We start from the raw sequence: 14,954 nt of genomic DNA, 5'->3' as shown, positions 1-14,954 counted from the left end.
CAAGTCTACTTTTATGAAGATAGAACTACATTTAACTGTAAAGAAATAGATGCCTATAACCAGGCGCTAAAAAAATGGTTCAAAATGGGAAAATCGAGAATATACAACAATGAAATTATCATTAAAAATAGAACATACATTCCACATCCTACATGCAAAACTGTCAATAACATTGAAGGGAAGAACCAAATAATGGAGAGTATAAGAATAGACTTTTTAAAACAGCTATCAATTAGGGCAAGACTTGCATATGCTGCGAGATGCTTGGAAGTAGCTTTAGCACATCAAAATGTTTGTAATGAATTATTAGAAAGAGTTATAAATGATATTTGGAAGTTTACCGATACTAACCTTGATGATTGGGCGCGTATTGCTACAAAATATTTTTCTGATGTAATAGTTGATTATCATTATCCGGTCAGCGAATATCCTAGTTTTTCCCTAGATGAGTTGGAAGAGCTTCGAAAAGTTTATAGCGAATTACCGGAGTTTATATTAAGTATTATTGATAATACTATTGAAATTGGAATGATGAATTTATATTCTGATGTTACAGGAGATAGTCCAGAGACTTTAGAGCCGTTAATAATTGTAGTTGAAACTATGGTTCAATGCAAAGTGGGTCTACCTAGTATTAAAACTTTTTTAAAATCACCATTTCAAGAATTGGATGGTTGGGGTAAGCAACATTCAAAAAAATTTTATTTGGAGTAGAATTGGATAGCTATCAAACAAGAACAACACGCATTCAATTTTTAGTGATTGCATTTAATTGAAAAGAAGTAGAAATGCATTTTCATTTTAATGTATTAAGTGTCTGCAAATGGAGTTAATATTAATTAATATTTACCAATTGTAAATAGTGCACAAGACTATTATGCATTTGGTATGGTGATACCAGGACGAGGAACTGCTTTGTTAAATGTTGGAGGAAATGATAGTGGGGGTGCAGCTTTGATTCCTCCAACATTAACAGTTAGTAGCAGAACTGGGAATACTCCTAAAGAGTATTTCGCATCAAACTTTATCGAATTTACAGTAGGATTTGAATCTGGCACAAAACTGAGCAAATAAGAAATGGAAGTGGAAATATAGGAGTATATGGTATTGGTGGACTGAATTAACTCCATTTCAATTTGCTATTTATAGGCCAATTGATTGTGATTGATACAGTACACGAATTATTACGCTCAGCACGTTTAGAACATCCTTTTGATTATACGCAAGGCCCTGAACATGATGAGCCAAATCTTGCAGTTAAGTTTCCAAGTAAAATACCAGATACAAAATTAATTAAGAGTTGGGGAGTTTCGTACAAAACGACTCCATTTACCGATCCTAATATTAAGTATAACATAATGATGTAGCCAATGTTTTATATTAATGGTAATAAGCTAATTAACAGTTATTTAGTGCTACTTACAATTGACCAGATTCAATACTTACTTCGCGAAATTTTTCTTCAAATGCATGGATATGGAGCATCCCCTAAATATGACAACACGAAAACACAAATCGATAATGCTAAACATGCTGATGAATACAATAATAAATATTTGTTTAAACCAGAAAAGAAGCGTGTGGAACAGGAAAAATAATTTTGTGATACTCACCACTGTTCTTTCTTCACTTGTTTTGCCTTCTTGCTCTAATTCGGCTACGAGGCAAACAGTGGAACATTGCCCAAGTTTTTACGATTCTGCACTACATAAGCAGATCTTTACACATCTAGATAATAGACCAGAATTTCCCGGCGGCGATAATGCATTAGCAAGTTATTTACTACATCATTATAGGATATTGGATACCTCCGAAGGTTTTATTGGAACATTTCTAGCGGAAATAATTATTAATGAAGAAGGGAAGGTTATTTCGGTAACTATTAACAACAAGAAAAGTAATGAATTAACGAATCAAGAAAAGGAAATGAAAGTGGTTATTTTATCTTTTCCCAACTTTGTGCCAGCGCAATGTGGAAGTACCAAAGTTGCTTACAAGTATGATTTACCAATAAGGTTTTAACTTAAATTGTGGGATTTTTTGTTGTTTCTGATCTGCCTAATAGTAAACCTAGAGAAATAAATTAAACTTAAAAAAGGATCAGAAACCGCGATAAATTTTGATAATACTTTATGAATTTACATCCAAGCATAAAAGCGTTTTATGAATATTTAAGAACGCTTAATATTGCGGCTTTAGCAAAGCAGGATGTCTTATTGAAATTAAAGAAAAAGGGGGCTACACCAACAGAGGTGGCAATTACACTATATCAAGGGTTCGATATTCCTTTGGAAGAATCTGAAGATATAATGGGAGAATTGCAATTATTCCCTCAAGAAGAAAATTGCGGGAATAGCTATTCAGACTTTGGAATACCTTTACTATGATGGAAATGATGAACAAAAGAATAAGTTATTGTAAATACAAAATGATAAACCCGGTCGCAGACAGGGTTTTATCATTTTAATATAGTTGGTAATTTAGATTTAGCAAGGATAGCATCCATAAAGGGAGTAAACACACTCTTTATCCATATCAGGGAGTTAGATAATTTCATTAAGCCGCTTCATCATTTTAGTATCTTTAAGGATGTTGGTATCGCTGGCCTCACGCAGCTAAAGCCCATAGTCCTATCCAGGGTATTCGCCAGTTTACTATTTCTAATATCAAAGACTGTTGAAGAACAGGTAAATATCAAGTGTGACGGTAAACTAACTAAATCAGATTTTGACAATAGGAAAAATACAGGTACTGAAAGCAATTAGATTTAAATTGGATCATATACCTAAAAAAGATCTTTTTAAATTTACTACGACAAATAGTGGAGTTTCAATTGATATACGTAAACCTAGAAAACGAGGATAATATGGATGTAACAGACTTTATTGATAGAATTAATAATAAAGAAGACTTTGTAAAGTTTTTGTCATTATTTATTAATGATTTTCAAACAAATATTGACAGTTGGGAAAATAGAAGTATTGAGGATTTTCTGTATGCTATGAAAGCTTTTTTAGAGGCTTCTAAGCCAAATTCTATGCACAAAATTGATATGACACCCTCTTGGCAATTATTTGCTAAAGTGTTAATTGCTTCATCTATCTATGAGTAGTGAGGTCATAATTTTAATGATATTAAATTGGGAGTAAACCTTTCAGTAACTACCTATGGTAATTATTCTAAAAAGAACTAACCCTATGCTGAAAATTGCTATAAAGCCTAATGCAAGTACTAATCTTAACTTTGACCCAGTTTTTATGGGGTAGATTTGAATTTAGGAGCAAAATTTTTTATTGGAGGTGAAGTTAAATTGGGTGTTTATTATTAGTATATGAAATACAAAATTGAAAGTAATGGCTTTGGAAACTATTCTATAATTATTGTAGAGTCTAATTTGTTGCTATATAGTATAAAAACAGGAGGAAACATATTTGAATTTTTTGATGGAAAAAAAAATGAGATAATAACTCTTAAAGTGGACCAAGTTACTTATGGACGATCAGCATTTTACGTGCGTATTCGTGATGGGGCCGACTTATGGTATAGAGGGGAAATAAATGGTTTTTTTCTCGCATGTTTTAGCTTGGATTTATTAGATCATTTTATTTTTATTAAAAGTAGATGGAGAAGTATGAAAATATATGATAATGGAGAATTAGTAGGGCACGCAATTAGTAAGAGAAATCCGACTCTATTAGAAATAGATGATAATTTGAGTGAAAATGTGTTGTTAAGGGGGGCGATTTTGGTTTTAATGTTCTTTTATTTTTACAATATAAGTAATTCAACATCTTCAGGTTAATCAAGTAGGAATTTTAAAGCATATTTCTGTGGCTTTTTTATAGTTATAGATATATGCTTTAATTTATTAAGCGTCCTACTTTTATAATAAGTAAATCAGATAAAAGGGATGTATAAATAAGTTAGTCCATACAAATTTTCCTCTAAAGACACTAGACTAATGCATTTTTAGGTATCGAAGAGTTACAAAACAAAAAAGGCAACGATTTGTATCGTTGCCTTTTAATTTCTCAGAAGCGTCCGCTCCTATTTGTACCGGGGATTGAAAATTCTTTGAACACATTTTTGAGTATTTATCTATTTTGGATGAAATAAGAACAACACTACAAATGGATACCTCCCTCTCCCCCCCAACTATTTTCTGCCGGTAGTTTGTAGTGAGATTAGCATTGTCGATCCATGGTATACCCCATATCAATTTGCGGGAAATACTCCTATTCAAGTGATATACTTGGATGGTGCAGAAGAATGGATGTAGAATGTTATGTTTGGAGTGCAAAGACAAGCGCAAGTCAAGAAAAGACAAGCTGAAGATGTTGCAAATTATGGCGCGATCACGCTACATACTCCAAATTTATTTGAAGGGTGGAGACAATGGAATGATGAAAGGGCTTGGTATAATCCAGTTAGAATCGCATCCATTAGTATTTGGAACAATTAATGATACTAAGATTGCTTTAACATCCACATTTTATGGTGAATGGAAGCTTAGTAGCGCGAGATGCATTTGGATTTGCCCTGCACTATTTTGGAGAAAGAGATTATTCACCGATCAGAACGGGTGTAAAACCGTTTGCAAGCGCAGAAGCAATTAATGCAAACTTCCGCCCTTTATTCAATGAAAACATTGACGCAATTAGTCAAAATAATGATAGAGCTGGAGAACCCTTGTTATTTGCCTATTCATATGATGTATTGAATAGGATTACAGGAATGAAAGCGCATCGAGGGCTGAATACTTCAATTAATACTTGGACATCACTTCCTGCATTGAATGATTTTAAAGAAACTATTCAATATGATCCTAATGGTAATATCCTAAAGTATATTAGAAATGGCAATACGTTAATTGGTAATAGACCATTGGCAATGGATAATTTGACTTATCATTATAAAGCGGGGACTAATAATTTGGATCATATACGAGATGTTGTTGATCCATCAAATTATGCGAATGATATTGATGATCAAATTGCTGGTAATTATGCCTACGATGAAATTGGAAACCTTATAAAAGATAATAAGGATAGTGTTTCTGCCATTACATGGAATGTATATGGTAAGATTTCCTCTATTAACAGTAAAAACGGTATTATTACTTACACCTATGATGCAGCTGGAAACCGAATTAGTAAGAAAATCAATAATATAGCAACGTGGTATATCTGTGATGCGACAGGTAATGTAATGAGCACTTATGTAAAAGGGAATACATTATTGAATAACGGACAATTATCTTAAACAGAATTACATATTTATAGAAGCAGTCGCTTGGGTGTTTTCAATGATACATTAAATGTTGCAACTCCTCCACCGGGAAGTACATTGACACTACCTTGATTAAGTGTTGGAAGTTTCTCAATATTCTCAAGAGGAAGAAAGGTATATGAGCTCTCCAATCACTTGGGTAACGTACTTGCTACCTTATACGACCGTAAGAAGGAAGTGTCGGCAAATGGAGTTAATATTAATTACTATTTACCAATTGTAAATAGTGCACAAGACTATTATCCATTTGGTATGGTAATACCTGGACGAGGAGCTGCTTTGTTAAGTGGAGGTGGAAATGGTAGTGGGGGTGGAGCTTCTATTCCTCCAACATTAGCTGTTAGTAGCAGAACTGGGAATACTCCTAGAGAATATGTCGCATCAAACTTAATCGAATTTGTAGAGGGGTTTGAATCTGGTACAAATGATGATTTTATTGCTTATATTAGTGATGGTGCTGAATTAACAGGAAATGGAAGTGGGAATGTAGGCGTATATGGGCTAGGTGGATATCGTTATGGGTTTAATGGGAAGGAGAATGATAACGAGGTGAAAGGTGATGGTAATCAACAAGATTATGGTATGAGGATTTACGATCCGAGGATAGGGAAATTTTTTAGTGTTGACCCATTATCAATAAAATATCCGGATTTAGCACCATATCAATTCGCTGCAAATACTCCAATTGCTGCTATTGATTGGAATGGTTTAGAGCCTGTATTACCAGCGAAAGCGTATAAGAATATATCGCTAGAAGATTTACGTGGAGCGTCGAAAAAGTCAGTGTCATATTTAAAAGGAGTACTTAAAGCGACTCTTGATTGGGCAGAAAGGAATCCATGGAATTATTCAGAATACAGGCAAAGTGATAGGGCGAAAGAATTTGGCACAGTTGTACATGCCGTTTCTCATCCCGTAGAAACTATTTCAAGTATTCCTGGGGCAATAAAAAATTGGGGAATAAATCTATTAACAGGTGAGCCTGAGGCTGCTGGGTATGCGCTAGGGCAGGGGCTCACATTTGCTGTTGATATTTATATGATCAAGGGACTTGGCTCAGTAAAAATGTCTCACTTTGAAGGGAATAGCATTATTCGTAAAGCTCTAAATGATGGAGTAAAAATTATTGAGGCAGTTTCAGAGGATGATAAAGCCTATCTAAAACGCATGGGGGCTCAAGCAACATATATGGAAAATGTGGGAGAAAAAGGCAGTATCTTAGTAGGGAACATGGTCTCTAGGCCTCAAATATTAGAAGAAGCATTTCATCACTTTCAAAGAATGAAATATGGCAGTGAATATATGGGAAGTGAAATTGTCAAAGTTCGCCTCGAAATAGAAGCCCAAAACTGGTTATTGAAGATAGGAAAAAGAGAAGGATGGACTGCAACTGAAATTGCAGAAATTGAAAGAGCAAAAAAACATGGCAACAAAGTTTAAATCAACTGGAAAAAAGAAAAAGTAATTAGAATGGGTTTAGTTAATATTTTAGAAGTTTTTAATACTAGTTTAGGCATAATTGCAATCATGGAATTTCCCATAGATGTATTTCCACGAATAAATTTAGAGCTAGAAGAAACTAAGCGCAACTTATGGATCAAAATAATAGGAATAGCATTTGAAAAGCCAAAGGAATTTTTGGACTTAAATGTTTTTGCATGCCAAGTTGAATTATTGAATGAACACTTATTAAAAAGTGGAGATGTATTGACTATTATTGATAAGTGATAGGCACGGAGCAATTGCTTGCGCACAAAAAACATAATAAGTTTTATATTGTTACCACAATGTTTAGATTCAATAATGCGAATTTGAATTAGTAATAAAAACCAAAGTACTGTAAATTCATGCAATGCTTTGGTTTTTATAAATTCTACTAAACTTAATAATTAAGGATTATTAGTATTTTATACTTTTGGTGGAATTAAAAGATACAACGGTTAAATGAAAATATAGCTTGGTGAGAATAGATTTCTACTTAAAAAATGAAATATAGTTAAAGACTCTTGTTACCATTTTTATTTCTTAGAAGTGTCTTCTTATATTTGTACCGATGGATGGAGATACTTTGAACGCGTTTTGAGATTTAAATCTGTCATGGAGGAGAGGTAATATGGATGGGAAAATAGAGTTGGGTGAGGCTTATTTAGAACTTTTATATTCATTTATTAGCATCAAGCATCAATGATATATGAATTATTGGTGGTTCCCGGAAATCAGAAACTTCTGAATTGTTTCTTTCTGTGAGTCTATTTTATAATGACCTATTTGTTTTTAGTTAATATAGAGTAAATCCATGTTTTCTAAATCGATACCTCAAACTAAGAAACAGTAAGCTTCAATTAAATGAATCCATCATCCAATGTTTTACTGCTTCCAAATTGCCCAACAAAAGTAATTATGGAAGGGAGAGTATAGTTGAAATAATAACAAAATTGGGATTAAATGTATTTGTCAAGGCTGGCTTTGTAAATAGGATTGTTCTGGATGAGAAGTGGAAACCTTAATTACTTTAATAATTGTGAATTTGGAAAGTTATCAAAAAAAGTAGTAGAATATTAATCTATGATCAAAAGAATTAAATAGTCGACAATCATTGTTAAATGATGCTTTATTGATAAATATTTTAACAAAAAAAGGCAACGATTTGCATCGTTGCCTTTTAATTTCTCAGAAGCGTCCGCTTCTTTTGTACCGGGGATGGGAATCGAACCCACACTCGCATTGCTGCGAACAGGATTTTAAGTCCTGCGTGTCTACCAGTTCCACCACCCCGGTGTAAAAAGTATCACTTTTTACTTTTGAGCGGAAGACCGGGCTCGAACCGGCCACCCCAACCTTGGCAAGGTTGTGCTCTACCAAATGAGCTACTTCCGCTTGTTGTTTCTAAAGAACTTTTCCCTCTTTCCTAGTACCACACTGCGTTTCCGCCGTATGTGTGTTTCGTTCGTTGGGATTGCAAAGATAGGAATTGTTTTGATTCTGCAAATTTTTTTCTTGAATTTTCGAAATATTTTTTTGCGAAAATCTTTGAAATAGGCCACAGCACAGGGTTGTGGCCTGTAAAAAATTTATTACTTGAAGTACGAATACGTATATTTTATTATACCTAACAGCTCCTTTTCCTTACCATAACACATCTCTCGAGATGGTAATCCATCATCCGCATATTGATATTTCCAGATTAAGTATTCTCCCGTATTCAAATTTACTGTTGTCATTTCCACCAATTGCTGTTTCGCATCATATGTCATCATATAATCCGGTAACATACGCTTCCGCGCCGCGTTATAGCGGTATACATCGGTTAAGTTATTTTGGTCATCGTACTTGTAGTAAATCCTTGCACCCGGGAGATTTTTGCCCGTTTCCATTTCTTCTATGATGTTGTTTTTCTCATCTCGCTTGAAGGTTACAATTGTAGAGTCAGATGGATTCATGCTTTTCTTATGAATCATGAAAGAAAGAAGCCCCAAGCTATCATACACGTACTGCCTACTTTCGCCCACTTTATATTTCTCGCCCCTCGCTTGACTACTGCCCTCAACAAAAATCAATCTGCCGGCATTGTCGTACGAATACTTCACGTTCGAAATGGATCCCGCGCTGCTGTCAACCGTACGGGTCAGCAAGCCCTTACTATTAAAAGAAGATGTCATACTCGACATCCCGGTCGATGGCGATTTCGTTAATGACCGCAAAGCATTATAATTCTTCGTCAGCAATCGCTCACAATAAAAATCATTGTCATTCTCCATGTTCGCATCCAAACTCTTTACAGTTTGCTTGCTCACATTCTTAGATTTCAACAGTAATAGGTTCTTCGATGTCTGTTGCGTATTGTAAATATCTTGGTAGTAATATTGTGCTTTGGCACTGAATACAACCATACAACAAGCAAGAATGGTAAATAGGCTCTTTTTGTTCATAGATCAAATATGCATTGATGGCGCAAAAGTACTAACGTTCAAGCTAATAGAAAACGTATGTTCTTCGCGTTATTTCTTAAGGCCAATATAGCTATTTTAATTATTTCACTATATCTTTAGACCCATCTTAACCTGGAATTCCCTTGAGCTCAGAACACTTACGACACGAAAAAAATTGCTTGAACTGCGGTCATAACGTCGAAGATCGCTATTGCTCGCATTGCGGGCAGGAGAATGCAAATCCTAAAGAATCGTTCTCGCACCTCGTAGGCCATTTCGTGGCCGACGTCCTGCACTACGATTCCAAATTCTTGATCACTCTCAAGTACCTATTCTTCAAACCGGGAAAGCTCACCGCCGAATATAGTGCCGGTAAGCGCGTTTCATACGTAAATCCCATCAAGCTATATATCTTCATTTCTTTTATCTTCTTCGTCGTAAATGGCATGATTAGGCCACATTTCGACCCGCTTGAAGTGAACCATAACAAGTCTAAAAAGGAAGAAAAGAAGGAATTAAGGGCCGCTTCCGATACGTTAAAGCATGCCGAAGAAGCTGTTCATACAGTAAAGTCTGATGACGAAAAGGCCGATTCCATTTTGGCAGATGTCAGCCGCCAGCTGAATAAAGCAGGCGCATTGCCAGACTCGGTTAAGATAAAGAAAGATTACATGGAGTACGACTCTCTCGTTGTTATGAACAGCGAGAAACGCAAGTTCTATAAAACCGTGGCAGAATACGAAGCGGCTCAATTAGCCCTGGCGCCAGAAAAACGCGACGGCTTCTTTACAAGGAGACTCTTCATCCAAGTAGTTTATTCCAGGGAGAAATACGGCAATAACTTCCTACCTGCTTTGGCCGATAAGTTTATGCATAACCTGTCGAAGGTGATGTTCTTCCTGTTGCCTTTGTTCGCATTGATTCTGAAATTATTCTACGATAGAAAACGTTTCTTATACATCGATCACGCCATTTTCGCCTTGCATTACCATTGCTTCGTATTCTTGGTGATGCTGATAGCAGCGCTTGGTAATCACTTCCTACATGTGGAGTTCTTTACTACAATCGCTGTGATCGTTATCCCGTTGTATTTGCTTATTTCCTTGCATACCGTATATGGAGGTACATGGAGTAAAGCATTCTGGAAAGCGGTGGGCATAACCTTCTTGTATATAATGGTTATCAGCTTAGTGTTAGCGTGTTACGCTGTTCTTACATTTGCATTTATCTAGTTTATATAAAACGAATCATACACCATGCACCCCGAATTTATTATCGTGAAGAAAGATGCGCAACCCCATGTAGCGCACATTCAATTAAACCGCCCAAAGGAGCTAAATGCACTTAACCTGCAACTCATGGGCGAATTACGCGATGCTTTGAAAGAACTCGATGCCGATGATAGCACCCGCGTAATTGTACTCAGTGGCAACGATAAAGCCTTTGCTGCTGGGGCAGATATTAAACAAATGGCAGGTAAAACAGCCATCGATATGTATAATATCGACCAGTTTTCCACATGGGACACGATCAAGAAAACAAAAAAGCCCATCATTGGCGCTGTTAGCGGTTTCGCCCTCGGTGGAGGCTGCGAACTAGCCATGTTGTGCGATATGATCGTAGCCAGCGAAACAGCTAAGTTCGGTCAGCCCGAAATAAAAATCGGTGTAATGCCAGGGGCCGGAGGTACGCAACGGTTAACCCGTGCCGTAGGGAAAGCCCTAGCTATGGAAATGGTGCTAACTGGGAAGTTCATCTCTGCCAGGGAAGCCCAACAAGCAGGCCTAATTAACCGTGTAGTGCCGGTAGAATTGTTCTTGGAGGAAGCGTTTCGCCTAGCGGCTGAAGTGGCGCAAATGAGCCCTTTAGCGGTTAAAATGGCCAAAGAAGCTGTATTAAAATCATTCGATACCACATTAGAAGAAGGGTTGCATTTCGAACGTAAGAATTTCTACTTGCTGTTCGCGTCCGAAGATCAAACGGAAGGTATGCAAGCTTTCGTAGAAAAACGGGCACCGGTATTTAAAGGAAGGTAAGTACATTTGTAGCGTTGTTTGATGTACCCGTTTTGTTTGACGTTAAAACTGAATACAATGAATGTCTTTGAACAATTGCTAGCAAATAACAAAGTTTGGGCGAAAGAAAGGGTAGAAGCGGACCCTGAATACTTTAAACGCCTCTCGGAACTGCAAACTCCTAAGTTCCTCTGGATCGGCTGCTCCGATAGCCGCGTACCGGCAAATGAAATTACAAATACCGAACCCGGCGAAATTTTCGTGCACCGCAATGTGGCTAACATGGTGGTACATACAGATATGAACTTGTTAACGGTACTCGAATACGCGGTTACCATTCTAAAGGTTGAACATATCCTTGTTGTAGGCCATTATGGTTGTGGCGGGGTGAAAGCTGCCATGACAAATAAAAGCTTCGGGGTTATTAACCGCTGGCTCAATAATATCAAAGATGTATACCGCTTCCACCGCGACGAGCTCGATGCTATTGCCGATGAAGAGGCGAGGGCAGATCGGCTGGTTGAATTGAATGTACGAGAACAAGTGATGAACTTGGCCAAAACCATTACCATTCAAGAAACATGGCATAAGGAACAACGCCCGCATTTACATGGTTGGGTGTACGGTTTGAAAGATGGTATTATCAATCCCGTTTTTCATATGCCACCAGGTACACATATTGATCCAATTTATGAATACGACGTGTAATGAGAAAGCTATTGATTACATGGGGGATAACTACCACCTTGTTTGCGTGCCAACAGGCGCCGCCCGCTAATGTAGTACATGCTTCACCGGATTCGATGGTGATGATGAATACCGATACGATGATCATTGCCCAGGATACAACCGTTATCCCGGTGATGGTAGAGTCTTGGAAACACTTCCAATCCCTCAACGGCAAATACGCCCACGAAATTCACCTGCTCGATATGGAGCCTTTGAAAAAGCGTTGGCGACAATTACTCGGCTCCAAAGAAAATGAAAACGATTTCTTACAACGATACCAAGTAATGCCTCCAATAGAAATCGAAGAAGGCGTATTGTACAATGAAGGCTGTAAGCCACATAACTGTGCACAGGACGAAGCGGCCATTGCTGTAGATATGCGAAAAGATATTGTATATCTCGGTATTGCGAAGAATAAAGTAGTAAGGCTGTACGCCGAAAAAGGAGATACGTCGTACCCCGATAAAATGAAGAAATGGAAGTTGAAGATGGAAGAAGAAACCAATTAATTCCATCTTTTACATAAAAAAGAAACACCCTCTATCCAGTTTAGGAAGAGGGTGTTTCTTTTTCTTACAGTTTATGTTATTTAAACTTATTTTTCAAAGCTGCGAGGCTCGCTTGGAAATCGTTCACGGGCGCATCTTGCTTTTTGTTGTTCGGTTTGTTGTTATTGTTATTATTAGCCGGGCGATTATCTCTACGTGGCTCTCGTACTGCTCCTTTTGCCGGTGCAGGCTCATTGTCTTTCATAGATAATGAAATACGTTTACGTGCAATATCTACTTCCAACACGGTTACTTGTACCTTTTGGTTCAATTTAACGGCTTCATTAGGGTTGCTGATGAAACGGTTGGAAAGATGAGAAATGTGTACTAAACCGTCTTGTTTTACGCCTATATCTACGAATGCACCAAAGGCTGTGATGTTGGTTACCACGCCCGGTAATACCATGCCTGGTTTCACATCTTCCATGCTTTTAATGTTTTCTGCATATTCGAAGATAGAAATCTCGTCGCGTGGATCACGGCTAGGTTTATCCAATTCTTTTAAGATGTCTTCTAAAGTCAATAAGCCCACTTCTTCACTCACGTATTCTTTCGCATTGATCTTCTTACGCAATTCCTCCTTACTCATTAATTCGCTAACAGTGGTGTTTTGCTTTTTCGCCATCGCTTCTACAATGCTGTAACGTTCAGGGTGAACAGCAGAGTTATCAAGCGGGTTGTCGCCGTTTTCGATGCGTAAGAAGCCCGCACACTGTTCGAAAGCTTTTTCGCCTAAGCGAGGCACTTTCTTCAATTGCAAACGGTTCTTAAATGCACCGTTTTCTTTACGGAATTTAACAATGTTGTCGGCTAAAGATGGACCTAAACCAGAAATATAGGCTAACAAGTGCTTAGAGGCAGTATTCAAGTTTACACCTACGTTGTTTACACAACTTACTACTACGCGGTCCAAGCTTTGTTTTAAGTTCGATTGATTTACATCGTGTTGGTATTGACCAACACCAATTGATTTCGGATCAATTTTCACCAATTCCGCCAAAGGATCAATTAATCGACGGCCGATTGACACGGCACCACGAACAGTTACATCATGGTCAGGGAATTCTTCACGGGCTACTTCTGATGCAGAATACACAGAGGCGCCGCTCTCGTTCACCATGAACACGTTTACTTTCTTACCGAAGTCGATTTTTTTGATGAATTCTTCCGTTTCTCTACCGGCTGTACCGTTACCTACGGCAATGGCTTGGGTATCGTAGCGGTTTACCCAATTACGCAATAAGTTTTCGGCATCGTCGCGCTTGTAATTCTTTTCAAGCGGGTAAATAACGTCGTTATCCAACATATTACCTTGGTCATCCAAGGCTACCACTTTACAACCTGTACGGTAACCCGGGTCAACTGCAATAACAGCTTTCGGACCAAGTGGCGCGGCGAGCAGCAACTGGCGCAAGTTTTCTGCGAATACTTCAATGGCATCGCTATCGGCTTTTTCTTTCGCTAAAGCACGGAACTCGTTTTCCAATGAAGGGCGTAACAAGCGTTTGTATGAATCGGTAATAGCTTTACCAACTTGTTCGCTACTGCCGTTTCTATGGGTAATGTATTGTTTGTTCAATATGTCAATCGCATCTTCTTCTACGGGCATAATCGTGGCGTATAAGAAGCCTTCCGATTCACCACGTAAAATCGCTAACACACGGTGCGATGGAATGGATAAAAAATCTTCTTTGAAGTCGAAATAATCCTTGTATTTCGCGGCTTCTTCCTCTTTACCTTCAATTACTTTAGAACCAAGGGAAGAGGTATTGTTGAAGAGCTTACGAAGCTTATCACGGCTTTCAGCGTTTTCGTTGATCCATTCTGCAATAATATCACGTGCTCCTTTTAATGCTTCGTCCGAGTTGGCAACTTGTTCATTGATAAATGCTTCGGCAGCAGTTCCCGGGGCTGCTTCTTCCTGTTCGAAGATCAATTTCGCCAATGGTTCCAAACCTTTTTCAATCGCCACGGTTGCGCGGGTTTTGCGTTTCGGTTTGTATGGCAAATAAATATCTTCAAGCTCAGTAAGTACCCAAGTGGCTTCCAATTTCTCTTCCAACTCAGGGGTTAATTTACCTTGCTCGGTGATTGTTTTAATAATAAAGGCACGGCGATCGTCTACTTCTTTGTAACGCTTTTGCAGGTCCTCGATACGGGCAATTTGTACCTCATCTAAGCTACCTGTTACCTCTTTACGGTAACGACTAATAAAAGGAACAGTAGAACCTTCTGCCAGCAAGTTCATGGTGTTTTCAGCTTGCTTTTTGGCAATGCCCAGCTCAGCGGATATAAGCTCTATGTGCTTTACATTCATACTAAAAAATTTTGGATCTATTGTATCACCTTTTTTATCAAGCATACAATCTTGCTAATTTTTCGAAGGGCATTTTTAAGGATACCCGGGGGCGCAAATCTAATTAAAATGAACCAGCTACAAAGAA

At 37.7% G+C, this 14,954-nt stretch carries 14 protein-coding genes and 2 tRNA genes; 12 read left to right on the top strand and 4 right to left on the bottom strand.

Annotated features, from left to right (window positions below; genetic code table 11):
* The first annotated feature begins 84 nt into the window (after nucleotides 1–84).
* The 8 genes from LX64_RS16460 (at nucleotide 85) to LX64_RS16410 (ending at nucleotide 7,017) form a co-directional block, all read left to right on the top strand.
* Nucleotides 85–714, top strand: coding sequence for a hypothetical protein (locus tag LX64_RS16460; protein WP_148707351.1), 630 nt, complete (start codon nucleotides 85–87; stop codon nucleotides 712–714).
* A 762-nt stretch (nucleotides 715–1,476) separates the two neighbouring features.
* Nucleotides 1,477–2,022, top strand: a complete 546-nt coding sequence (locus LX64_RS16440; protein ID WP_148707350.1) for a hypothetical protein — start codon at nucleotides 1,477–1,479, stop codon at nucleotides 2,020–2,022.
* A 110-nt stretch (nucleotides 2,023–2,132) separates the two neighbouring features.
* Nucleotides 2,133–2,387, top strand: coding sequence for a hypothetical protein (locus LX64_RS16435; RefSeq protein WP_111598777.1), 255 nt, complete (start codon nucleotides 2,133–2,135; stop codon nucleotides 2,385–2,387).
* 479 nt (nucleotides 2,388–2,866) lie between these two features.
* On the top strand, nucleotides 2,867–3,112 hold the full coding sequence (locus tag LX64_RS16430) for a DUF7660 family protein (RefSeq protein ID WP_148707349.1): 246 nt from the start codon (nucleotides 2,867–2,869) through the stop codon (nucleotides 3,110–3,112).
* Nucleotides 3,113–3,331: 219 nt separating this feature from the next.
* On the top strand, nucleotides 3,332–3,802 hold the full coding sequence (locus LX64_RS16425; protein WP_111598775.1) for a hypothetical protein: 471 nt from the start codon (nucleotides 3,332–3,334) through the stop codon (nucleotides 3,800–3,802).
* A gap of 692 nt (nucleotides 3,803–4,494) precedes the next feature.
* Nucleotides 4,495–5,262, top strand: coding sequence for a hypothetical protein (locus LX64_RS16420; protein WP_111598774.1), 768 nt, complete (start codon nucleotides 4,495–4,497; stop codon nucleotides 5,260–5,262).
* A 162-nt stretch (nucleotides 5,263–5,424) separates the two neighbouring features.
* Nucleotides 5,425–6,729 carry an RHS repeat domain-containing protein gene (locus LX64_RS16415; protein WP_148707348.1) on the top strand — a complete coding sequence of 435 codons (1,305 nt, stop codon included), beginning with the start codon at nucleotides 5,425–5,427 and terminating at the stop codon, nucleotides 6,727–6,729.
* A 30-nt stretch (nucleotides 6,730–6,759) separates the two neighbouring features.
* Nucleotides 6,760–7,017: a hypothetical protein gene (locus LX64_RS16410; RefSeq protein WP_111598772.1), complete on the top strand. Its 258-nt coding sequence runs from the start codon at nucleotides 6,760–6,762 to the stop codon at nucleotides 7,015–7,017.
* 964 nt (nucleotides 7,018–7,981) lie between these two features.
* Here the strand turns inward: LX64_RS16410 and LX64_RS16405 are convergent.
* The 3 genes from LX64_RS16405 to LX64_RS16395 form a co-directional block, all read right to left on the bottom strand.
* A tRNA-Leu gene (locus tag LX64_RS16405) sits at nucleotides 7,982–8,067 on the bottom strand.
* A gap of 26 nt (nucleotides 8,068–8,093) precedes the next feature.
* Nucleotides 8,094–8,166: transfer RNA gene (locus LX64_RS16400), tRNA-Gly, on the bottom strand.
* A gap of 197 nt (nucleotides 8,167–8,363) precedes the next feature.
* Nucleotides 8,364–9,218: an RHS repeat domain-containing protein gene (locus LX64_RS16395; protein WP_111598771.1), complete on the bottom strand. Its 855-nt coding sequence runs from the start codon at nucleotides 9,216–9,218 to the stop codon at nucleotides 8,364–8,366.
* Nucleotides 9,219–9,361: 143 nt separating this feature from the next.
* Between LX64_RS16395 and LX64_RS16390 the strand changes: the two genes are divergently transcribed.
* From LX64_RS16390 to LX64_RS16375, 4 genes are read left to right on the top strand one after another with little or no spacing between them, the layout of a single operon-like run.
* Nucleotides 9,362–10,450: a DUF3667 domain-containing protein gene (locus LX64_RS16390; RefSeq protein WP_158538648.1), complete on the top strand. Its 1,089-nt coding sequence runs from the start codon at nucleotides 9,362–9,364 to the stop codon at nucleotides 10,448–10,450.
* 24 nt (nucleotides 10,451–10,474) lie between these two features.
* Nucleotides 10,475–11,254 (top strand): enoyl-CoA hydratase-related protein, encoded by a 780-nt coding sequence (locus LX64_RS16385; protein WP_111598769.1) that lies wholly within the window; start codon nucleotides 10,475–10,477, stop codon nucleotides 11,252–11,254.
* 57 nt (nucleotides 11,255–11,311) lie between these two features.
* Nucleotides 11,312–11,941, top strand: coding sequence for a carbonic anhydrase (locus LX64_RS16380; protein ID WP_111598768.1), 630 nt, complete (start codon nucleotides 11,312–11,314; stop codon nucleotides 11,939–11,941).
* Nucleotides 11,941–12,471, top strand: coding sequence for a hypothetical protein (locus tag LX64_RS16375; protein WP_111598767.1), 531 nt, complete (start codon nucleotides 11,941–11,943; stop codon nucleotides 12,469–12,471). Before LX64_RS16380 ends, LX64_RS16375 begins: the two co-directional genes overlap by 1 nt.
* Nucleotides 12,472–12,547: 76 nt before the next feature.
* Here LX64_RS16375 and LX64_RS16370 read toward each other — a convergent pair whose 3' ends face one another.
* Nucleotides 12,548–14,827, bottom strand: a complete 2,280-nt coding sequence (locus LX64_RS16370) for a Tex family protein (RefSeq protein ID WP_111598766.1) — start codon at nucleotides 14,825–14,827, stop codon at nucleotides 12,548–12,550.
* Nucleotides 14,828–14,954 lie beyond the last annotated feature (127 nt).

The sequence above is a fragment of the Chitinophaga skermanii genome (genome assembly GCF_003259335.1).
Taxonomy (GTDB): domain Bacteria; phylum Bacteroidota; class Bacteroidia; order Chitinophagales; family Chitinophagaceae; genus Chitinophaga; species Chitinophaga skermanii.
Note: the sequence above shows the minus strand (reverse complement) of the source record. Positions and strands in the feature narration are given on the sequence as shown.